This is a genomic window from Pseudomonas sp. GW821-FHT02H09, assembly GCF_059421425.1.
Genome location: NZ_JBWKVA010000001.1, coordinates 166,527 through 187,088, shown reverse-complemented (window position 1 = coordinate 187,088; position 20,562 = coordinate 166,527). Strand labels below are relative to the sequence as shown.

Sequence of the window (20,562 nt, the reverse complement as noted above, 5' to 3'; positions counted from 1 at the left end):
AATTGTCCGCCAGGCTTTTATCATCCGCGCCACGATAGATCGCACAGAGCCCATCATGACCGAGCAACAACGCCTGGAACTCGAAGCCGCCGCCTTCCGCCGCCTGGTCGCGCACCTGGACAGCCGCAAGGATGTGCAAAACATCGACCTGATGAACCTCGCCGGTTTCTGCCGTAACTGCCTGTCCAAGTGGTACAAGGCCGAGGCCGATGATCGCCAGATCGAGGTCAGCCTCGACGACGCCCGCGAGGTGGTTTACGGCATGCCGTACGCCGAGTGGAAAGCCCAATACCAGCAAGAAGCCAACGCCGAACAACAAGCGGCGTTTGCCAAAGGAAAAACCCATGACTGATCTGAACACCCTGCGCGCCAGCCTCAAAAGCGACGAACACGCCTTTGCCGAGACCCTGGCGTTTATCGCCGCTGGCTACGATTACCAGCCACAAGCCTTCAACAACGGCGGCGTAGAAAATGCTGCCGGGCAGAACGAAGGTTCGTGCAAGACCCTGGGCCTGGCGCTGCTGGAAGGTTTGAGCGACGAGGAAGCCTTGCTGGCGTTCGGCGAGCACTACCGCTCGGTCGTAGCGACCCCGGATGGCACCGACCACGGCAATATCCGGGCGTTGATGGCTCATGGTCTGGCGGGTGTGAAGTTCGCGGCGCAGCCTCTGCAACGCCGCTAATTCAAGATGGATGATCGTTCCCACGCTCTGCGTGGGGATGTCTCATTGGACGCTCCGCAATGGGCGCGGAGCGTCCGGGGCTGCATTCCTTTGCTACGCGTGGGAACGATCAATGAACTGCGAACATGAAAAAACCGGCCAAGGCCGGTTTTTTTCATTTCATCAGACTCAGAACTTGGCGTTCTGCAGGTCATCCAGATAACGCTCTGCGTCCAGCGCGGCCATGCAGCCGGCACCTGCCGAAGTGATCGCCTGACGGTAAACGTGGTCAGCCACGTCACCGGCAGCAAAGATACCTTCGATGCTGGTCGCAGTGGCATTGCCTTCACGGCCGCCCTGAACCACCAGGTAGCCGTCTTTCAATGTCAGCTGACCTTCGAACAACGAGGTGTTCGGGGTGTGGCCGATGGCAATGAACACGCCATCGACTTTCAGCTCGTCGAAGCTGCCATCGTTGTTCTTCAGACGCGCACCGGTCACGCCCATGTTGTCGCCCAGCACTTCGTCGAGGGTCGAATTCAGCTTGAGGACGATCTTGCCCTCGGCAACCCGCGCGTGCAGTTTGTCGATCAGGATCTTCTCGGCGCGGAAGGTTTCGCGACGGTGGATCAGCGTGACCTTGCTGGCAATGTTGGCCAGGTACAGCGCTTCTTCAACGGCGGTATTGCCGCCACCGACCACAGCGACTTCACGGTTGCGATAGAAGAAACCATCGCAGGTAGCGCAGGCCGAAACGCCTTTGCCCATGAAGGTTTCTTCTGAAGGCAGACCCAGGTAACGAGCGCTGGCGCCAGTGGCGATGATCAGCGCGTCGCAGGTGTAGGTGGCGCTGTCACCGGTCAAGGTGTAAGGCTTGGCCGCAAAGTCGACTGCGTTGATGTGGTCGAACACGATTTCGGTTTCAAAGCGTTCAGCATGCTCACGCATACGGTCCATCAACGCCGGGCCGGTCAGGCCATGGACGTCGCCCGGCCAGTTGTCGACTTCGGTGGTGGTGGTCAGCTGACCGCCGGCCTGCATGCCGGTGATCAGCAGCGGCTTGAGGTTGGCACGAGCGGCATAGACCGCAGCGCTGTAACCGGCAGGGCCGGAACCGAGAATAATCACTCGCGAATGACGTACATCAGACATGACTCACTCCTATTGACCGGCCCTGGGCATCTGGCGCGGAACGCCGGAAAACCGGCTGGAATAAAAAAAGGACTGTGAAAGCACTTGGGGAAGCGAGACAGTCCTGAAAATAATGGGTGCAGCGTATCGAGGGGGCGAAGATTAAGGAAATACGGATTAACAATCCAGCTCATAGGCGGTCTCTATCTGCAACAGTCCTGACTGAGGGCGCCTTTGTTACAGTTAATGTCGACACCATTACTGCGCTTTCGCCTAGGGAGCAAAGCCGTTAAGGTCGGCAAGTTTTCTCATCGCAAGGAACACGCTATGCCCGCCCCCGCTCTGTCTGGCCCGCAATACCTGCGCGAAGGCCTGAAGCTGGTCTTAAGCCCCCGCCTGCGTTTGTTCGTCCTGTTACCCCTGGCGATCAACCTGGTGCTGTTCGTCGGATTGATCTACCTGGCCGGTCATCAGTTCAGCCTGTGGGTCGATGCGCTGATGCCTTCATTGCCGCACTGGTTGAGTTTTCTCAGCTACATCCTCTGGCCGCTGTTCGTGGTGCTGGTGGCGCTGATGGTGTTCTTCACCTTCACCCTGCTGGCTAACGTCATCGCTGCACCCTTCAACGGTTTTCTCGCGGAGAAAGTCGAAGTGGTGGTGCGCGGCACCGACGACTTCCCGTCATTCAGCTGGCGCGAGTTGATCGCCATGGTCCCGCGCACTCTGGCCCGGGAAATGCGCAAGCTCGGCTATTTCCTGCCGCGAACCATCGGGCTGTTCATCCTCTCGTTCATTCCCGTGGTCAACGTGGTCGCCGCACCACTGTGGCTGCTGTTCGGCGTGTGGATGATGGCAATCCAGTACATCGACTACCCGGCGGACAACCACCAGTTGGGCTGGAACGAGATGCTTGCCTGGCTGCGCGAGAAGCGCTGGCAGAGCATGAGTTTTGGCGGCATCGTCTATCTGGCGTTGCTGATTCCGGTGGTGAACATCCTGATGATGCCCGCCGCCGTGGCTGGGGCGACCTTGTTCTGGGTCCGCGAGCGCGGTGCTGAAAAGCTGGTGGTCAGGCAAGTCTGAGCACCGTCACAAATCCATCATCCCAGCGACACAATGACGACATGGCCTCAGCCGACACTGAGGCCATGACGACAGCTCTACGTATCACTCTGATCACCGAAACCTTCCCTCCGGAAATCAACGGCGTGGCCAATACGCTTGGCCGCTTTTTCGATGGTTTGCGCGCGCGCGGACATCAGGTCGAACTGGTCCGGCCGCGTCAGGACTGTGACCAGAGCCGGCCGAGTGACGAGCAACTGCTGCTCTGTCGCGGTTGGCCGTTGCCCGGCTACCCCGGCCTGCAATGGGGGCACTCCTCGATGCACAAATTGCTGCGTCGCTGGCAGCGCCATCGCCCCGATGTGCTGTACATCGCCACTGAAGGGCCACTGGGTTTGTCTGCACTGCGGGCCGCTCGACGCCTGGGTATCTCGGTGGTCAGTGGTTTTCACACCAATTTTCAACAGTACTCCAACCAGTACGGACTCAGTCTGATAACCCGGCTGCTGACTCATTATCTGCGCTGGTTCCACAACCGTTCAAAATTGACTCTGGTGCCCAGCACCAGCCAACGCCTGGAGCTGGAACGTCGGCACTTCGAGCGCCTGGCACTGCTCTCGCGTGGCGTGGACAACCAGCTGTTCAACCCGGCCAAACGCCTGAACGCGCTGCGGGAAACCTGGGGCCTGGGTAACGACGATATTGCAGTCATTCACGTAGGACGCCTGGCGTCAGAGAAAAACCTCGGATTGCTCAAGCGTAGTTTCGATGCCTTGCAGGCCACTTATCCACAGCAGCGGATGAAACTGATCGTGATTGGTGAAGGACCACAACGCGCGACACTGGAGAAAGAATTGCCGGAAGGGATTTTTTGCGGCTCGCAACGTGGGGAAGCATTAGCCAGCCACTATGCGTCGGGGGACCTGTTTCTGTTTCCAAGCCTGACCGAAACCTTCGGCAACGTGGTGCTCGAAGCCCTGGCGTCGGGATTGGGGGTGGTGGCTTACGATCAAGCAGCGGCGGCCCAACACATTCGACATGGTTACAACGGCGTACTCGCCATGCCCGGCGACGAAGACGCGTTCTGCGATGCTGCCATCTGGCTGCTGGAAGAGCGCGAAACCTTGCGTCGGGTACGGCTCAATGCACGCCAGCACGCCAGCCGGCAAGGTTGGGCAACGGTCATCGAACAGTTTGAAGGCCAGTTGCGCGGGGCTTGCCAGGAAGAGCACCGCGGGCAAGCCTCGCTCCTGCAAGGTCCGGCGAGATCAAAATTATTGTGATCGACCCAAATCCTGTAGGAGCGAGGCTTGCCCGCGATATGGTGTCAGCCTGGTCGCCGCTTAAACCAGGCTCATCAACGCCTCACGGCTGAACGGCAGGATGTCTTGCTCGCGGCCTTCGCGAACCTTCAACGCCCAGTCCGGGTCGACCAACAGTGCACGGCCGACTGCAACCAGATCGAATTCATCGTTGCCCAGACGCTCCAGCAGTTTTCCCAGGCTCGCCGGTTGAGCAACTTTGTCGGTGTTGACCATGAACTGCAGGAACTCGCCATCCAGGCCCACGCTGCCTACGGTGATGGTCGGCTTGCCGGTGAGCTTGCGAGCCCAACCGGCCAGGTTCAGCTCGGAACCATCGAACTCCGGCTCCCAGAAACGTCGCGTCGAGCAATGGAAGATATCCACGCCGGCATCGGACAATGGCTTGAGGAACTCACCCAAGGCTTCCGCGGTTTGTACCAGGCGGGCAGTGTAGTCCTGCTGCTTCCACTGGGAGAAACGGAAGATGATCGGGAAGCCCGGGCCGACCGCAGCGCGCACGGCCTGAATCAACTCAATGGCAAAACGTGAACGATTGGCCAGGCTGCCGCCGTATTCATCGGTGCGCTGGTTGCTGCCTTCCCAGAAGAACTGATCCACCAGATAACCGTGGGCACCGTGGATCTCCACACCGTCCATGCCGATACTCTGAGCATCTTTGGCGGCCTGGGCGAACGCGGCGATGACGTCATCAATGTCTTGCCTGGTCATACCGTGAACGACGAGCTGACCGTCCTTGAGTTTTTCCGAAGGGCCATAGCCGGGCACGCTGGCATCCGGCTCGGTGCCGATACGTCGCACACTGCCGACGTGCCAGAGTTGTGGAACGATCTTGCCGCCCTCGGCGTGCACCGCATCGACAACCTTCTTCCAGCCGGCCAGCGCGACTTCACCATAGAAATGCGGAACGTTGGGATAACCGTTGGAAGCTTTGTGACCGACCGTCGTGCCCTCAGTGATGATCAGGCCCACGCCGGCCGCGGCGCGACGACGGTAATACTCGATCACTTTTGAGTTCGGCACGCCACCCGGGGAAAACGAACGGGTCATCGGTGCCATCACCACTCGGGTCGGCAGTTGAAGCGTTCCGAGCTGAAACGGTTTGAACAAGGCTTGAACAGGCATGCGGCACTCCACAAGAAAGCGGGCTCGAATCAAAGGTCAGCGCATCGACGCGGATTAGCGGCCGATCGAACGCCTTATGATGGCTATAATATTGTTCATCGAGAGAATCGCCCAGCACTATTGATCAACGTGATTAAGGTGCAAAAGCTGGCGAAAGAGTGGAAGTGCGAAACATCCGAAAGGCGGGGGGTGAAACTGGCCGGGCGCTGATGCCCGGCACTTCTTGTTGCAACGCTCAGCTCAGGGCTTTCTCGATCGCCTGAACCACGGCTGGATCATCGGGAGCCGTACGTGGCGAAAAACGCGCCAGCACGCGACCGTCTTTACCCAGGAGGAATTTTTCGAAGTTCCAGGTGATGTCACCGGGGAATTCCGCGCCCTCGCCCGCCAACAGACGGTACAGCTGATGACGATCATGCCCGTTCACTTCCAGCTTGCTGGACAACGGAAACGTTACGCCATAGTTGAGGCTACAGAACTCCTGGATCTCTTGTTCAGTACCTGGTTCCTGCCCGGCAAATTGATTGCACGGCAAACCCAGCACACTGAAGCCTTGGTCCTTGTATTGCTGGTAGAGGTTTTCCAGCGCCGCGTATTGTGGCGTCAAACCACATTTGGAGGCGACGTTGACCACCAGTACGACGTGCCCCTTGAAGGGCGCGAGAGGCAGGTCCTGGCCATCCAAAGCTTTTAGATTAAGGTCGTGAAAAGCACTCATGACGGACTCCAAATTTCCCGTGTTCTTCTCGAAATAGCCACTCGACAGTACAACCGCTTTGCAGCCGCGAACAGCCGAAGACTAAAAAGGCGCCCTCGGGCGCCTCTCCAGCGATCCGAGCTTAGCGCAGAAAATCAGTGGTGATGACCACCTTCGCCATGGACGTGACCATGGGCGATTTCTTCCTGGCTGGCGTCGCGGATATCAACGATTTTGACCTGGAAGTTCAAGCGTTGACCAGCCAGCGGGTGGTTGCCGTCGACGGTAACGTCGTCGCCGTCCAGATCGCGGATGGTGACGATCTGCATTTGGCCGTCCGGAGCGGAAGCGTGGAACTGCATGCCCACTTCCAGTTCGTCGACGCCTTCGAACATGCTGCGGCTCAGCGTGCTGACCAGTTCGGCAGCGTATTCGCCGTAGGCATCTTCAGGTTCTACGGCAACAGTCAGTTCATCACCGACTTTCTTGCCTTCCAGAGCCTTTTCCAGGCCCGGGATGATGTTACCTGCGCCTTGCAGGTAAACCAGCGGCGCGCCGCCGGCGGAGCTGTCGATGACCTCACCAGCATCGTTGGTCAGGGTATAGTCGATAGAGACAGCCTTATTGGCAGCGATCAGCATGGGGCGAGACCTTTTGCAAAAGAATGAAGAACGGTCAAGTTTAGCGAAGCAATCGCCCGAAAGCGAACGGAACCCGGACAGACGGCCCGCTTCGAAAGGATCGACGATCGATGGCTTCCATCAAGACGAGGACGGACACTGGGTTGCCGAGCTTTCCTGCGGCCATACCCAGCACCTTCGCCACCAGCCACCGTGGCAATCCCGAGCCTGGGTAATGGATCCTGCGCGACGTCAGGAAAAAATAGGCCAACCCTTTGACTGCGGTTGGTGCGCTCAAGGCTCGGTTAGCGATAACCTTGACGTCTGAAATATCGGTAGAAGGCCAGTCATAGGCGTTCACCCTTGCCATGCACCTCCAGAGAATCCGCATGCAAACTTTTTTTATCGCGCCCACCGATTTTGGTGTGGGTCTGACCTCTATCAGCCTCGGGCTGGTGCGTACCCTTGAACGGGCCGGGCTGAAAGTCGGTTTCTTCAAGCCAATTGCCCAGCCGCACCCCGGCGACACCGGGCCTGAACGCTCCACCGAACTGGTGGCCCGCACCCACGGCCTGAAACCGCCACAGCCGTTGGGCCTGGCCCACGTCGAGCGAATGCTTGGCGATGGTCAACTCGATGAGCTACTGGAAGAAATCATCACCCTTTACCAGCAGGCCGCGATTGGCAAAGACGTGCTGATTGTCGAAGGCATGGTGCCAACCCGCAGCGCCAGCTACGCCGCCCGGGTCAACCTGCATCTGGCGAAAAGCCTGGATGCCGAAGTGATTCTGGTCTCGGCACCGGAAAACGAAGTGCTTACCGAACTGTCCGGTCGGGTCGAGTTGCAGGCGCAGCTATTCGGCGGTCCGAAAGACCCGAAAGTCCTCGGCGTGATCCTCAACAAGGTTCGGACCGATGAAAGCATGGAGGCCTTCGCCGCTCGCCTGAAAGAGCATTCGCCGTTGCTGCGCAGCGGCGATTTCCGTCTGCTCGGCTGCATCCCGTTCCAGCCTGAACTGAACGCCCCACGCACCCGCGACGTAGCGGACCTGATGGGCGCACAAGTGCTCAACGCCGGCGACTACGAAACCCGGCGCATGACCAAGATCATCATCTGCGCTCGCACCATGCGCAACACCGTGGAACTGCTCAAGCCAGGCGTGCTGGTGGTGACCCCCGGCGATCGCGACGACATCATCCTCGCCGTCAGCCTCGCGGCAATGAACGGCGTGCCGCTGGCCGGCCTGTTGCTGACCAGCGACACCCTGCCCGACCCACGAATCATGGACCTCTGCCGAGGCGCCTTGCAGGCCGGTCTGCCGGTATTGTCGGTGAGTACCGGCTCCTACGACACCGCCAACCAGTTGAACGGTTTGAACAAGGAAATTCCGATCGACGACCGCGAACGTGCGGAGATCATCACTGACTTCGTCGCCAGCCACCTGGACGCAAACTGGTTGCATCAGCGCTGTGGCACGCCACGGGAAATGCGTCTGTCGCCGGCAGTGTTCCGCTATCAATTGATCCAGCGCGCCCAGGCTGCCAACAAACGCATCGTCCTGCCTGAAGGCAGCGAACCCTTGACCGTACAGGCGGCGGCGATCTGCCAGGCTCGCGGTATCGCTCGCTGCGTGTTACTGGCCAAGCCCGAGGACGTGCAGGCCGTCGCGCGCGCCCAAGGCATCGAGTTGCCTGAAGGCCTGGAGATTCTCGATCCGGACCTGATCCGTCAGCGCTATGTCGAACCAATGGTCGCACTGCGCAAAACCAAAAGCCTCAACGCCCCGATGGCCGAGCAGCAACTGGAAGACACCGTGGTGATCGGCACCATGATGCTGGCGCTCGATGAGGTCGACGGGCTGGTATCCGGGGTCATTCACTCCACCGCCAACACCATTCGTCCGGCCCTGCAACTGATCAAGACGGCGCCCGGCTGCACGCTGGTTTCGTCGGTGTTTTTCATGCTGTTCCCGGAAGAAGTGCTGGTTTACGGCGACTGCATCATGAACCCGCACCCGAGCGCCAGTGAACTGGCCGAGATTGCGCTGCAAAGCGCCGACTCCGCCGCGGCATTCGGCATCACCCCCCGGGTGGCGATGCTCAGCTATTCCAGTGGCGAGTCGGCCAGCGGTGAAGAAGTCGAGAAAGTCCGCGAAGCCACCTTGCTCGCCCATGAAACGCAGAACTCGCTACTGATCGACGGCCCGTTACAGTACGACGCCGCGGCCAACGAAGTCGTGGCTCGGCAATTGGCGCCGAACAGTCAGGTGGCCGGTCGGGCAACGGTGTTCATTTTTCCCGACCTGAATACCGGCAACACCACCCACAAAGCCGTGCAGCGCAGTGCCGATTGCGTCAGCCTCGGACCGATGCTGCAAGGCCTGCGTAAACCGGTAAACGATTTGCCGCGCGGCGCTCAGGTCGACGACATCGTCTACACCATTGCCCTGACTGCGATTCAAGCCGCCAACCGACCTCTGGACCTCTAAATGCTGGATTTTCTACCCGCACCGGTGCGCGGCGTGATCGCCTCGCTGCTGTTGGCGCTGAACACTATTGCCTGCTGCACCCCGCTGTTTATCGTGGCAATCGTCAAACTGCTGCTGCCGTTCCCGGCCGCCCAACGCTTCACCGACTGGCTGATGAGCCATATCCACGAAGCCTGGATCAGCAACAACAAAGCCTGGATGAACCTGCTGCGTCGGACTCGCTGGCACCTCAGCGGCCTTGATGGCCTGGACTATCAGCACTCGTACCTGATCACCAGCAATCATCAGAGCTGGGTCGACATCATGGTGCTGCAGTACGTGCTGAACCGGCGTATCCGTCCGCTGAAGTTCTTCCTCAAGCAGGAGTTGATCTGGGTCCCGGTGATCGGTCTGGCCTGGTGGGCGCTGGGCTTCCCGTTCATGAAGCGCTACTCCAAGGCCTATCTGGCCAAGTACCCGGAAAAGAAAGGCAAAGACCTGGAAACCACCCGCAAGACTTGCGCGAAGTTTCGCGACAATCCTGTCGGTATCTTCAACTTCGTCGAAGGCACGCGCTTCACCGAAGGCAAACACGCACAGCAAAACTCACCGTTGCGCTACCTGCTCAAGCCCAAGGCCGGCGGCATCGCCTTTGTGCTGGATGCCATGGGCGAACAGCTGGAGTCGATCGTCAACGTCACCATCCACTACCCGGCCGGGCGTCCCGGTTATTGGGACTTGCTGTGCGGCAAGGTGAATGACCTTGTGGTGCATTTCGAGGAAGTACGGATTCCAGCGCAATTCATCGGCAAGAACTACGACCAGGATGATGAGTACCGCCTGGAGTTTCAGCAGTGGATCAATGTGCTGTGGGAAAACAAGGATGCATTGCTGGCGCAGATGCATCTGGAGTATCCGAGCAAACGCTGACCGCCTGTACATGATCGTTCCCACGCTCCGCGTGGGAACGATCAATCCCGGATCAACAAAAAGCCCGCAACCGATCACTCGGTTGCGGGCTTTTCAGTGCGCGTGAAGCTTAGATCGCGCCGCGGTTACGCAGCAGTTCCAGCACTTGCTTGACACACTCTTCCAGCGACAGCGACTGGGTGTCGACCACAAGGTCAGCGTCCAGCGGCACGTCGTACGGGAAGGAGTCGCCAGGGATGTTGTCCCCGCCCGCCGCGTACAAGCCTTGCGGATCACGCTCGGCGCAGACCGTCGGCGAAGCCTGGACATAGACAGTCAGCAAACGATCGCCGCCGATCAGCGCCTTGGCCTGTTCGCGACCTTCGGCATCCGGTGCGACGAACGCCGCCAACGTCAGCAGGCCGGCTTCGTTGAACTGACGCGCGACGTGAGCCGCACGACGCCAGTTCTCGGTACGCCCGGAGCGATCCTGCGGCAAACCTTTGTTCAGGTCATGACGCAGGTTCTGGCCATCGAGTACGAACACCGCACGGCCCATGTCGAACAATTTGCGTTCAACCGCATAGGCCAGTGTGCTTTTGCCGGCACCGGACAGGCCGCTGAACAGCACGGTGGCCGGTTGCTGGCCGAAGCGCTGGGCACGCTCTTCGGTGGCAACATGAGCCAGTTTGCCGTGGTGAGTGACGCTGTCATGAGCCAGAGGCTGGGCGATGATCATGCCCGCCGCGACAGTGCCATTGGTCAAACGGTCGATGACGATGAACGAACCGGTGGTGCGGTTACTGTCGTAACCGTCCAGCGCAATGGCTGCATCGAGGCTGATCTTCACCCGACCGATCTCGTTCAACTGCAACGCGCTGGCAGGACCTTCGGCCAGGGTGTTCACATCGACGCGATTGACGATGCTGGTGATCGAACCCGGCACGTACGTGGTAGCACGTTTGATGTCGTATTTCTTGCCCGGCAGCATCGGCTCTTCAGCCATCCACACCAGCATGGCGTCGAAAGCGTCGGTCACTTGCGGGACATTGTCGGCATGCACCAGCAAGTCGCCACGGGAGATATCGATCTCGTCTTCCATGGTCAGCGTCACCGCCTGACCTGGGCCTGCGTGTTCCAGCTCGCCTTCAAAGGTGACGATGGATTTGACGCGACTGCTCTTGCCCGACGGCAGAACCACGACTTCATCGCCTTTGTGCACGATGCCGCTGGCCAGGGTACCGGCGAAACCACGGAAATTCAGGTTCGGACGATTGACGTACTGCACCGGGAAACGCAAGTCGGCGTAGTTGCGGTCACTGGCAATTTCGACGGTTTCGAGAATCTCCATCAACGATTGACCGGTGTACCAGGGCGAACGCTCGCTCTTGTTCACCACGTTGTCGCCCTTGAGCGCCGACATCGGGACAAACGCCATAGTGGTCGGCTTGAACGCGATGCCTTCGGCGAACTTCAGGTAATCGGACTTGATCGACTCGAACACGGTTTCATCGAAGCCGTTGAGGTCCATCTTGTTGATGGCGACAACGATGTGCTTGATGCCCAGCAACGAGGCGATAAAGCTGTGGCGACGGGTCTGGGTCTGCACGCCGTAACGGGCGTCTACCAGAATGATCGCCAGGTCGCAGGTCGATGCGCCGGTGGCCATGTTGCGGGTGTACTGCTCATGGCCGGGGGTGTCGGCGATGATGAATTTGCGCTTGGCGGTCGAGAAATAACGGTAGGCGACATCGATGGTGATGCCCTGCTCGCGCTCGGCCTGCAGGCCATCGACCAGCAATGCCAGATCGATATCGTCGCCCGTGGTGCCGACTTTCTTCGAATCGCGGGTGATGGCTTCCAGATGATCTTCGTAGATCATCTTGGAGTCGTGCAGCAGACGCCCGATCAGGGTGCTCTTGCCGTCGTCGACGTTGCCACAGGTGAGAAAGCGCAGCATTTCCTTGCGTTCGTGCTGGGCCAGATAGGCGAGGATGTCCTCGCTGATCAATTCAGATTGATGCGACATGTGAGACACCCTGTTTAGAAATAGCCCTGACGTTTCTTTTCTTCCATGGAACCGGCGCCATCGTGATCGATGACCCGGCCCTGGCGCTCGGAAGTTCGCGTCAGGAGCATTTCCTGAATGATGTCGGTAAGGCTGGTGGCCTCGGACTCGACCGCGCCCGTCAACGGGTAGTCGCCAAGTGTGCGGAAACGGACCTTCTTCTTGACGATGCGAGCCTTGTCTTCATCGCTCAGGTGATTGAGCAGACGCTCGTCGTCGATCATGATCCACGTGCCGTTCATCTCGATGACATCGCGTTCGGCGGCGAAGTACAGCGGCACGATCGGGATACCTTCAAGGTAGATGTACTGCCAGATGTCCAGCTCGGTCCAGTTCGACAGCGGGAATACCCGGATCGACTCGCCTTTGTTGACGTTGCCGTTGTAGACGTTCCACAACTCGGGGCGCTGGTTTTTCGGGTCCCAGCGGTGCTTGCTGTCACGGAAGGAATACACGCGCTCTTTGGCACGAGACTTCTCTTCGTCGCGACGGGCGCCACCGAAAGCGGCGTCGAAGCCGTATTTGTCCAAAGCCTGCTTGAGGCCTTCGGTCTTCATGATGTCGGTGTGCTTTGCGCTACCGTGGGTCAGCGGGTTGATGCCCTGCGCTATACCCTCCGGATTGACGTGCACCAGCAGGTCCAGGCCCAGTTCTTCGACCATGCGGTCGCGGAAACTGTACATCTCCTTGAATTTCCACTGGGTGTCGACGTGCATCACCGGGAACGGCAGCTTGCCGGGGAAGAATGCCTTGCGCGCAAGGTGCAGCATTACAGCGGAGTCTTTACCGACGGAGTACAGCATCACCGGGTTATCGAACTCGGCGGCGACCTCGCGGATGATGTGGATGCTTTCCGCCTCCAGCTGTTTCAGATGCGTCAGTTTGTCGACCATGGCTACTCACGAAAACGATCTTATGGACGGCCAGCGGGCCGTGTTCGAGCGGGGCATGCTAGCACAGCGTCCGCTTCTATTGAGGACACCAAGTAGATCGAAACGGTATATGAATATACCCGCCTGTTTGAGCGTTCAAATCGGATTCGGGCAATCGATAAAGATGTGCTCGAGCGCAAAACGCCGCGCCAGGTAATCCCCCAGCGCCTGCACACCATAGCGTTCGGTGGCGTGGTGACCGGCGGCGATAAAGCTGATGTCGTTTTCCCGGGCGCTGTGGAAGGTCTGCTCCGAAGCTTCACCGCTCAGGTACAGATCGACACCGGCCAATACCGCTTGATCAATATAACCCTGGCCTCCGCCGGTGCACCAGCCGACACGCCGAATCATCTCGCTGCCCTCAATCAACAGCGGCTCGCGGCCCATCACTTCCTGCACGTGACGGGCAAAATCACGCGCGGTCACAGGCTCGGCCAAGGACCCGACCATGCCGACCACCTTGAGGTTTTCCGGGTCCAGCGGGCCTTCGACCGTGATGTCCAGTTGACGCGCCAGCTGCACGTTATTGCCGACCTCGGGATGCAGGTCCAGTGGCAGGTGATACGCCAGCAGGCTGATGTCGTGCTTGAGCAAGGTCTTCAGCCGGCGCTGCTTCATCCCGGTAATGCACGGGTTCTCGCCCTTCCAGAAGTAGCCATGATGCACCAGCACCAGATCAGCCCTGGCCTCCACTGCGGCGTCCAGCAACGCCTGACTGGCGGTGACGCCGCTGACGATGCGCATGACCTGCGGCCGGCCTTCGACCTGTAAACCGTTGGGGCAGTAATCGGCAATCCGCGAACTGCCGAGGTAACGGTCCGCTTCTTCTACCAGGGTGCTCAGGGCGACGGCCATAAAAGACTCCTAAATATCCCGTTCAGAGGCGCTCGCGCGCCTCTATAATGCGCGACATTATGGGCCGTATGCGGTCCTTCGTAACCTCTCAGGACTTGCTTAATGCTCAAGGCGCTGCGTTTTTTTGGCTGGCCGCTGTTGGCCGGCGTGCTTATCGCGTTGCTGATTATTCAGCGTTACCCGCAATGGGTCGGGCTGCCAAGCCTTGACGTCAACCTGCAGCAAGCTCCGCAAACCACCAGCACCCTGCAGGGGCCTGTGTCCTACGCCGATGCGGTGGTCACTGCCGCGCCTGCGGTGGTCAACCTGTACACCACCAAGGTGATCAACAAACCCGCTCATCCACTGTTCGAGGATCCCCAGTTCCGGCGCTTTTTCGGCGACAACGCACCCAAGCAAAAGCGCATGGAGTCCAGCCTCGGCTCGGGCGTGATCATGAGCCCGGAAGGCTACCTGCTGACCAACAACCACGTTACCACCGGCGCTGACCAAATCGTGGTGGCCCTCAAGGATGGCCGCGAAACCCTGGCCCGAGTGATCGGCAGTGATCCGGAGACCGACCTTGCGGTCCTGAAAATCGATCTGAAGAATTTGCCCTCGATCACCGTCGGCCGCTCCGAAAACATCCGCGTCGGCGACGTCGCGCTGGCCATCGGCAACCCGTTCGGCGTCGGCCAGACCGTCACTATGGGCATCATTAGCGCCACCGGGCGCAATCAGCTGGGTTTGAACAACTACGAAGACTTCATCCAGACCGACGCCGCGATCAACCCCGGTAACTCGGGCGGTGCACTGGTAGACGCCAATGGCAACCTGACCGGGATCAACACGGCGATCTTCTCCAAATCCGGCGGCTCTCAGGGCATCGGGTTTGCCATCCCGATCAAACTGGCCATGGAAGTGATGAAGTCGATTATCGAGCACGGCCAGGTGATCCGTGGCTGGCTCGGCATCGAAGTACAGCCGCTGTCTCAGGAACTGGCGGAATCCTTTGGCCTCTCCGGACGTCCGGGCATTGTGGTCGCCGGAATTTTCCGTGATGGCCCGGCGCAGAAAGCCGGTCTGCAACTGGGCGATGTGATCCTCAGCATCGACGGCGAACCGGCCGGTGACGGGCGCCGCTCGATGAACCAGGTGGCGCGGATCAAGCCGAGCGACAAGGTCACCATCCAGGTCATCCGCAACGGCCAGGATCTCAAGCTCACGGCGGAAATCGGTCTGCGTCCGCCGCCAGCGCCCGTCAAAGAAGAGCAGTAAGCGCCAGCCCGGCTCGCCGGGCTAAAAGCATACATTCTCATTGGTCATGTTATATTGTTTCAATACTGCTATTGGAACGATGTCATGACGTCTCGCAAAACTGCTTCCCTGGCAGGCCTGGCCCTTGGTCTGCTGGGGGATCCGGTCTTCGCCGAAGAACCACAACCGCTGGAACTCGACGCCATCAGCGTCACCGCCGACTACGAATCCCCCACCGGCCCGGTCAAGGGCTATCGCGCCACTCGTTCCTCCAGCGCGACCAAAACCGATACGGCCATTCGGGATATTGCGCAGTCCATCAGTGTGATCCCCGCCAGCGTGCTCAAGGATTTGGGCAGCACCAGCGTCGAACGCGCCCTGGAGTTTGCCGGCGGCGTCTCGAAACAAAACAACTTCGGTGGCCTGACCCTCTACGAATACAGCGTGCGCGGCTTCACCACTTCGCAGTTCTACAAGGACGGCTTTAGCGCCAACCGCGGTTTCCCAAGCACACCGGATGCCGCCAACATCGAGCGCATCGAAGTACTCAAAGGGCCGGCAGCCAGCCTGTATGGTCGTGGCGATCCCGGCGGCACGGTGAATATCGTCACCAAAAAACCGCAACCCGAAGCCTTCACGACGTTGCAAACCAGCACCGGCAGTTGGGATCGCTACCGTAGTGCAATGGACGTCAACACCCCCCTCGACGAGCAAGGCAATGTGCTGTCCCGGGTCAACCTCGCGGTAGAAGACAACCACAGCTTGCGCGATCACGTCGACAGTCGGCGGGTGTTCGTCGCGCCGTCGTTCAGTTGGCAACCCGACCCGGATACCAGCCTGCTGGTGGAAAGTGAATTCGTACGCCACAGCTCGACATTCGATCGCGGCATCGTTGCACCGAACAACACGTGGAGCGGTGTATCGCGCTCTACCTTCCTCGGCGAGCCCAACGACGATGACATTGATAACCACAACAACATGCTCCAGGCCGCGCTCGAACATCATTTGATCGATGCCTGGAAACTGCGCCTGGCCAGTCATTACAAGCAGGGCAAACTCTGGGGTTTCGCCTCGGAAGCCCGCCCGCTGAACGCCGATCAGCACACCGTCAACCGTCGCTACCGGGAGCGCGATAGCGACTGGCACGACAGCATTACCCAGCTTGAACTACGCGGTCTGTTCGACATCGGCAATTGGCAGCACGAGCTGCTGATCGGCAGCGAATACGAGAACTACCGCAAGAATGAACGGGTCACCACTATCGCCGGTAGCCCGTATGCCATCGATATCTACAACCCGGTTTACGGCCAGCCGAAACCCGATGGTGCGCGCTCGGGCACAGACTTCTTCGAACATGTCGAAAGCCAGGCGCTGAACCTGCAAGACCAGATCGTCTTCAGCGAACGTCTGCGAGGCATGCTCGGCGTTCGCCTGGAGCACTTCGAACAGAAGATCGACGACTTCACGAGGAACGCCAGTACCCGGCAAACCCATGACGCTCTGACCCAACGCGCGGGTCTGCTCTACCAACTGACACCGCAAGTCGGCCTGTTCGCCAATGCGTCCACCTCGTTCAAACCGAACGACGGCCTGGACGTCAGCAGCAAATTCTTCGATCCAGAGGAAGGCGTCGGCTATGAAGCCGGTATCAAGAGCGAGCTGTTCGACGATCGCCTGAGCACCACCCTCGCCGCTTTCCACATCGAGAAAGAAAACGTTCTGACCCTCGACCCGGCCACCGACAACTACCGCGCCATGGGCAAGGCCCGCAGCCAGGGCATTGACCTGCAAGTCACCGGGCAACTCAGTGACGCCGTGCGAGTGATCGGTGCTTTCGCCTATATCGATGCCGAGGTCACAAAAGGCGACAAAGCAATCCCCACCGGCAGCCGGATTCTCGGTGTAGCCAAACGCAGCGGTAGTCTGTTGGGCGTGTATGTATTTCAGGATGGCCTGATGCGCGGCGCCGATGTCGGCACGGCGTTCACCTATGTGGGTGACCGCTCAGGCGAAGCCGGTGGCGATTTCGAACTGCCCGCCTACCACACCGTCGACCTGCTGGCCCATTACAAGACCAGCGAAAACGTCACCGTGGGGCTGAATCTGAACAACCTCTTCGACGAGGAATATTACGAGCGCTCCTACAGCAATTACTGGGTCAACCCCGGCGAGCCGCGCAATTTCACCGTCAGCCTGACACTCAATCTGTAAAAGGGAATCGCCATGCAACAACCAAAAACACTGGCTCTGCTGGGTCTGCTCGGCGCGTTGTTCGCCACTCAAGTCTCGGCCCACGGCCTGTGGACCGAACAACGCCGTGGTAATGTCGAAGTCATCTACGGCCATGGCGCCGAGGACAATGCCTTCAAAGCGCAGAAAATCAGCGGTGCCTGGGCCTATGACGTCGCAGGCAAGATGATCCCGGTCACCGTACAACGCTTGGCCGATCATGCGCGCCTTCAACCACTCAAGCCGCCCGCCGTGCTGGCCGTGGCGCTGGATAACGGTATGTGGTCGCAGACCGCTGACAAGCAATGGGTCAATCAGGGACGCAGCAAAGTACCGGGAGCGATCGCCTCGACCCAGACCTTCAAGTACAGCCTGGCGATTTATCAGCCGGGGGCCACGTTACCGAAGCTGGATCAGATCAAACTGCTGATCCTGCCGGAAGTCGATCCGCTCACCGTCGGCCCGGGCCAGTCACTGCAGGTGCGCGTGCTGCTCGATGGCAAACCTGCGGCCGGGGTGAAGTTGATTGGCGATTATCGCAACGCGCCGAACACCCTGAGTACCGAAACGGATGCCGAAGGTCGGGCACAGGTGCTGGTGCGTAATGAAGGGCTGAATGTGATTGCAGCGCAGGTGGAAATCCCGCTGAAAGACAATGCCGATGTGGCGTCGCGGGGATTGTTCAGTTCACTGACGTTTTTGGGTGAAGCGCATCACGAGTAAGGCAAAGATCGTTCCCACGCGGAGCGTGGGAACGATCAATCAAAACCAACTACAGGTCGCCCAAGCCGTCCAGCAACGCCTGGTTCTGCTCTGGCGTGCCGATGGAGATGCGCAGGAACTGAGCGATTCGCTCCTGCTTGAAGTGGCGCACGATCACGCCTTGCTCACGCAACTTGGCCGCCAGGCCTGCCGCGTCGTGTTGCGGATGACGGGCGAAGATGAAGTTCGCCGCCGACGGCAGCACTTCAAAACCCTTTGCCTGCAATTGCTCAACCACGTGTTCACGACTGTCGATAACCAGCTTGCAGGTCTTGTCGAAGTGCTCACGATCCTCGAACGCGGCTGCCGCGCCGACGATCGCCAGACGATCCAGCGGGTAGGAGTTGAAGCTGTTCTTGATCCGCTCCAGCGCCTCGATCAAATCCGCATGACCGACCGCCAGACCGACTCGCAGACCCGCCAGGGAACGCGACTTGGACAGTGTCTGAGTCACCAGCAGATTCGGATAACGATCCACCAGGCTGATCGCCGTCTCGCCACCGAAGTCGATGTAGGCCTCGTCGACAACGACTACTGAGTCCGGGCTGGCCTTGAGGATTTGCTCGACCGCGTCCAGCGCCAAGAGGCAACCGGTTGGCGCATTCGGATTGGGGAAAATGATCCCGCCGTTAGGCCTGGCATAGTCCGAGACGCGAATCTGAAACTGCTCATCCAGCGCCACCGCTTCGAATGCCATACCGTACAGGCCGCAGTACACCGGATAGAAGCTGTAGCTGATGTCCGGAAACAGCAGCGGCTGATCGTGTTGGAGCAAGCCGTGGAAAACATGGGCCAGCACTTCATCGGAACCGTTGCCGAGGAACACCTGATTGCTCTGCACCCCGTAGTACTTGGCAACGGCTTGCTTGAGCAGGTCGCTGTTCGGATCCGGATACAGACGCAGGTTGTCGTTCAATTCGGTCTGCATCGCCGCCAAGGCTTTAGGCGATGGACCATAAGGATTTTCGTTGGTGTTGAGCTTGACCAATTTCGCCAGCTTCGGCTGCTCACCCGGCACGTAAGGCACCAGATTCTTGACGAAGGGACTCCAGAATTTACTCATGCTTGTTTCCCCTCTTCATTGGTAACGATCCGGTATTCCGCGCTGCGGGCGTGGGCAGTCAGGGACTCGCCGCGGGCCAGCACTGAAGCGGTTTTGCCCAGTTCGGAAGCGCCCGCCTGCGAACAGAAAATAATCGACGAACGCTTCTGGAAGTCATACACCCCCAGCGGCGAGGAGAAACGCGCAGTGCCGGAAGTCGGCAACACGTGGTTGGGACCGGCGCAATAGTCGCCCAAGGCCTCGCAGGTGTGACGGCCCATGAAGATTGCACCGGCATGGCGGATCTGCGGCAACCAGGCTTGCGGATCGGCGACCGACAGCTCCAGGTGCTCCGGGGCAATGCGGTTGGCCACGTCGATGGCTTGCTGCATGTCGCGAACCTGAATCAACGCACCACGGCCGTTGATCGAGGTCTCGATGATTTCGGCGCGTTCCATGGTCGGCAGCAGTTTGGCGATACTCGCCGCCACCTTGTCGAGGAACCCGGCATCCGGGCTGATCAGAATGGCCTGGGCATCTTCGTCGTGCTCAGCCTGGGAAAACAGGTCCATGGCAATCCAGTCCGGATCGGTCTGACCGTCGCAGACCACCAGAATCTCGGACGGGCCGGCAATCATGTCGATACCGACCTGACCAAACACGTGGCGCTTGGCGGTGGCCACATAGATGTTGCCCGGGCCGACGACTTTGTCGACCTTGGGTACACTTTCGGTGCCATAAGCCAAGGCGGCAACGGCCTGGGCGCCACCGATGGTAAATACCCGGTCAACACCGGCGATGCAGGCTGCGGCCAGCACCAGTTCATTGATTTCACCGCGCGGGGTCGGTACGACCATGACCACTTCGGTCACGCCCGCGACCTTGGCCGGGATCGCGTTCATCAACACCGAAGACGGATAGGAAGCCTTGCCTCCGGGGACGTACAGACCGGCGCGGTCAAGCGGCGTGACCTTCTGGCCCAGCACCGTGCCGTCGGCCTCGGTGTAGCTCCAGGAATCCTGTTTCTGTTTTTCGTGGTAGCTGCGTACTCGCGTAGCAGCTTTTTCCAGCGCTTCACGCTGGGGCACGGTGATCCGGGTCAGGGCCAGCTCCAGACGCTCACGGGGCAGAATCAGATCGGCCATCGATGTCACTTCAAGGCCGTCGAAGCGCTGGGTGAATTCCACCAGCGCCGCGTCGCCGCGTTCGCGCACGGCTTTGATGATATCCAGCACCCGCTGATTGACCGAGTCGTCAGACACACTTTCCCAGCTCAGCAGATGATCCAGATGATGCGCGAAATCCGGGTCAGCAGCGTTGAGTCGGCGAATTGCAGTGGGAGCGGTCATAGCGAGGGCCTCAATAATTGGCGAATGCTCAAATGGGCAAAGCTTGGTTTTGCAAAGCTGGGTTTTGCAAATCTCAGGCGCCGCAAGACTACC

General features: G+C 59.5%; 19 protein-coding genes. 10 read left to right on the top strand and 9 right to left on the bottom strand.

The features are described from left to right. Positions 1 to 55: 55 nt before the first annotated feature. Positions 56 to 352, top strand: a complete 297-nt coding sequence (locus tag AC07VR_RS00830; RefSeq protein WP_494995158.1) for a DUF1244 domain-containing protein — start codon at positions 56 to 58, stop codon at positions 350 to 352. Beyond that, complete coding sequence (locus AC07VR_RS00825; RefSeq protein ID WP_495010248.1) at positions 345 to 683, top strand: HopJ type III effector protein; 339 nt, start codon at positions 345 to 347, stop codon at positions 681 to 683. Before AC07VR_RS00830 ends, AC07VR_RS00825 begins: the two co-directional genes overlap by 8 nt. Positions 684 to 851: 168 nt before the next feature. Here the strand turns inward: AC07VR_RS00825 and trxB are convergent, their stop codons facing one another. Continuing rightward, positions 852 to 1,814, bottom strand: a complete 963-nt coding sequence (gene trxB / locus AC07VR_RS00820; RefSeq protein ID WP_494995160.1) for a thioredoxin-disulfide reductase — start codon at positions 1,812 to 1,814, stop codon at positions 852 to 854. Between the two features lie 306 nt (positions 1,815 to 2,120). On the opposite strand from trxB, the gene cysZ reads away from it, so the two are divergent. Further along, positions 2,121 to 2,876 (top strand): sulfate transporter CysZ, encoded by a 756-nt coding sequence (gene cysZ / locus AC07VR_RS00815; RefSeq protein ID WP_495010247.1) that lies wholly within the window; start codon positions 2,121 to 2,123, stop codon positions 2,874 to 2,876. A gap of 41 nt (positions 2,877 to 2,917) precedes the next feature. Continuing rightward, positions 2,918 to 4,138: a glycosyltransferase family 4 protein gene (locus AC07VR_RS00810; protein ID WP_495010246.1), complete on the top strand. Its 1,221-nt coding sequence runs from the start codon at positions 2,918 to 2,920 to the stop codon at positions 4,136 to 4,138. Positions 4,139 to 4,198: 60 nt separating this feature from the next. On the opposite strand, the gene AC07VR_RS00805 is transcribed toward AC07VR_RS00810, so the two are convergent. The 3 genes from AC07VR_RS00805 to AC07VR_RS00795 form a co-directional block, all read right to left on the bottom strand. Beyond that, a complete protein-coding gene (locus tag AC07VR_RS00805) occupies positions 4,199 to 5,302 on the bottom strand; it encodes an NADH:flavin oxidoreductase (RefSeq protein WP_495010245.1) in 1,104 nt (367 codons plus the stop codon). Positions 5,303 to 5,537: 235 nt separating this feature from the next. Further along, positions 5,538 to 6,020: a glutathione peroxidase gene (locus AC07VR_RS00800; protein ID WP_495010244.1), complete on the bottom strand. Its 483-nt coding sequence runs from the start codon at positions 6,018 to 6,020 to the stop codon at positions 5,538 to 5,540. Positions 6,021 to 6,154: 134 nt separating this feature from the next. Beyond that, positions 6,155 to 6,640: an FKBP-type peptidyl-prolyl cis-trans isomerase gene (locus tag AC07VR_RS00795; RefSeq protein ID WP_020297166.1), complete on the bottom strand. Its 486-nt coding sequence runs from the start codon at positions 6,638 to 6,640 to the stop codon at positions 6,155 to 6,157. Between AC07VR_RS00795 and AC07VR_RS00790 the strand changes: the two genes are divergently transcribed. The 3 genes from AC07VR_RS00790 (at position 6,639) to yihG (ending at position 10,017) form a co-directional block, all read left to right on the top strand. Further along, positions 6,639 to 6,947, top strand: coding sequence for a DUF3565 domain-containing protein (locus AC07VR_RS00790; protein ID WP_494995215.1), 309 nt, complete (start codon positions 6,639 to 6,641; stop codon positions 6,945 to 6,947). The two genes, AC07VR_RS00795 and AC07VR_RS00790, sit on opposite strands and share 2 nt — an antisense overlap. Before the next feature lie 61 nt (positions 6,948 to 7,008). Continuing rightward, on the top strand, positions 7,009 to 9,108 hold the full coding sequence (pta, locus tag AC07VR_RS00785; protein ID WP_494995165.1) for a phosphate acetyltransferase: 2,100 nt from the start codon (positions 7,009 to 7,011) through the stop codon (positions 9,106 to 9,108). After that, entirely contained in the window at positions 9,109 to 10,017 is a 909-nt protein-coding gene (yihG, locus tag AC07VR_RS00780; protein WP_494995166.1) for a 1-acylglycerol-3-phosphate O-acyltransferase, YihG family, read from the top strand. Positions 10,018 to 10,126: 109 nt separating this feature from the next. Here the strand turns inward: yihG and cysN are convergent, their stop codons facing one another. The 3 genes from cysN to AC07VR_RS00765 form a co-directional block, all read right to left on the bottom strand. Next, complete coding sequence (cysN, locus tag AC07VR_RS00775) at positions 10,127 to 12,025, bottom strand: sulfate adenylyltransferase subunit CysN (protein WP_494995167.1); 1,899 nt, start codon at positions 12,023 to 12,025, stop codon at positions 10,127 to 10,129. Between the two features lie 14 nt (positions 12,026 to 12,039). Further along, positions 12,040 to 12,957, bottom strand: coding sequence for a sulfate adenylyltransferase subunit CysD (gene cysD / locus AC07VR_RS00770; protein ID WP_494995168.1), 918 nt, complete (start codon positions 12,955 to 12,957; stop codon positions 12,040 to 12,042). A gap of 135 nt (positions 12,958 to 13,092) precedes the next feature. After that, a complete protein-coding gene (locus tag AC07VR_RS00765) occupies positions 13,093 to 13,851 on the bottom strand; it encodes a Nif3-like dinuclear metal center hexameric protein (RefSeq protein ID WP_495010243.1) in 759 nt (252 codons plus the stop codon). A 102-nt stretch (positions 13,852 to 13,953) separates the two neighbouring features. Between AC07VR_RS00765 and algW the strand changes: the two genes are divergently transcribed. The 3 genes from algW (at position 13,954) to AC07VR_RS00750 (ending at position 18,039) form a co-directional block, all read left to right on the top strand. Further along, the gene (gene algW, locus AC07VR_RS00760; protein WP_494995170.1) at positions 13,954 to 15,108 is read left to right on the top strand and encodes a Do family serine endopeptidase AlgW; all 1,155 of its coding nucleotides are present in this window, start codon (positions 13,954 to 13,956) and stop codon (positions 15,106 to 15,108) included. Positions 15,109 to 15,192: 84 nt separating this feature from the next. Continuing rightward, a complete protein-coding gene (locus AC07VR_RS00755) occupies positions 15,193 to 17,298 on the top strand; it encodes a TonB-dependent siderophore receptor (RefSeq protein WP_495010242.1) in 2,106 nt (701 codons plus the stop codon). Between the two features lie 12 nt (positions 17,299 to 17,310). Next, positions 17,311 to 18,039 carry a DUF4198 domain-containing protein gene (locus tag AC07VR_RS00750; RefSeq protein WP_495010241.1) on the top strand — a complete coding sequence of 243 codons (729 nt, stop codon included), beginning with the start codon at positions 17,311 to 17,313 and terminating at the stop codon, positions 18,037 to 18,039. A 49-nt stretch (positions 18,040 to 18,088) separates the two neighbouring features. Here the strand turns inward: AC07VR_RS00750 and hisC are convergent, their stop codons facing one another. Next, positions 18,089 to 19,141, bottom strand: coding sequence for a histidinol-phosphate transaminase (gene hisC, locus AC07VR_RS00745; protein ID WP_494995173.1), 1,053 nt, complete (start codon positions 19,139 to 19,141; stop codon positions 18,089 to 18,091). Continuing rightward, positions 19,138 to 20,469, bottom strand: a complete 1,332-nt coding sequence (gene hisD, locus AC07VR_RS00740) for a histidinol dehydrogenase (RefSeq protein WP_494995174.1) — start codon at positions 20,467 to 20,469, stop codon at positions 19,138 to 19,140. Before hisD ends, hisC begins: the two co-directional genes overlap by 4 nt. Positions 20,470 to 20,562 lie beyond the last annotated feature (93 nt).

Excerpts from the sequence above, each read along its gene's own strand:
- AC07VR_RS00825 (WP_495010248.1), top strand. The coding sequence starts at position 345 with ATGACTGATCTGAACACCCTGCGCGCCAGCCTCAAAAGCGACGAACAC.
- algW (WP_494995170.1), top strand. The coding sequence starts at position 13,954 with ATGCTCAAGGCGCTGCGTTTTTTTGGCTGGCCGCTGTTGGCCGGCGTG.
- AC07VR_RS00750 (WP_495010241.1), top strand. The coding sequence starts at position 17,311 with ATGCAACAACCAAAAACACTGGCTCTGCTGGGTCTGCTCGGCGCGTTG.
- cysD (WP_494995168.1), bottom strand. The coding sequence starts at position 12,957 with ATGGTCGACAAACTGACGCATCTGAAACAGCTGGAGGCGGAAAGCATC.
- hisD (WP_494995174.1), bottom strand. The coding sequence starts at position 20,469 with ATGACCGCTCCCACTGCAATTCGCCGACTCAACGCTGCTGACCCGGAT.
- AC07VR_RS00790 (WP_494995215.1), top strand. The coding sequence starts at position 6,639 with ATGGGGCGAGACCTTTTGCAAAAGAATGAAGAACGGTCAAGTTTAGCG.
- hisC (WP_494995173.1), bottom strand. The coding sequence starts at position 19,141 with ATGAGTAAATTCTGGAGTCCCTTCGTCAAGAATCTGGTGCCTTACGTG.
- AC07VR_RS00805 (WP_495010245.1), bottom strand. The coding sequence starts at position 5,302 with ATGCCTGTTCAAGCCTTGTTCAAACCGTTTCAGCTCGGAACGCTTCAA.
- AC07VR_RS00810 (WP_495010246.1), top strand. The coding sequence starts at position 2,918 with ATGGCCTCAGCCGACACTGAGGCCATGACGACAGCTCTACGTATCACT.
- cysN (WP_494995167.1), bottom strand. The coding sequence starts at position 12,025 with ATGTCGCATCAATCTGAATTGATCAGCGAGGACATCCTCGCCTATCTG.
- AC07VR_RS00765 (WP_495010243.1), bottom strand. The coding sequence starts at position 13,851 with ATGGCCGTCGCCCTGAGCACCCTGGTAGAAGAAGCGGACCGTTACCTC.
- yihG (WP_494995166.1), top strand. The coding sequence starts at position 9,109 with ATGCTGGATTTTCTACCCGCACCGGTGCGCGGCGTGATCGCCTCGCTG.
- trxB (WP_494995160.1), bottom strand. The coding sequence starts at position 1,814 with ATGTCTGATGTACGTCATTCGCGAGTGATTATTCTCGGTTCCGGCCCT.
- cysZ (WP_495010247.1), top strand. The coding sequence starts at position 2,121 with ATGCCCGCCCCCGCTCTGTCTGGCCCGCAATACCTGCGCGAAGGCCTG.
- pta (WP_494995165.1), top strand. The coding sequence starts at position 7,009 with ATGCAAACTTTTTTTATCGCGCCCACCGATTTTGGTGTGGGTCTGACC.
- AC07VR_RS00795 (WP_020297166.1), bottom strand. The coding sequence starts at position 6,640 with ATGCTGATCGCTGCCAATAAGGCTGTCTCTATCGACTATACCCTGACC.
- AC07VR_RS00755 (WP_495010242.1), top strand. The coding sequence starts at position 15,193 with ATGACGTCTCGCAAAACTGCTTCCCTGGCAGGCCTGGCCCTTGGTCTG.
- AC07VR_RS00800 (WP_495010244.1), bottom strand. The coding sequence starts at position 6,020 with ATGAGTGCTTTTCACGACCTTAATCTAAAAGCTTTGGATGGCCAGGAC.
- AC07VR_RS00830 (WP_494995158.1), top strand. The coding sequence starts at position 56 with ATGACCGAGCAACAACGCCTGGAACTCGAAGCCGCCGCCTTCCGCCGC.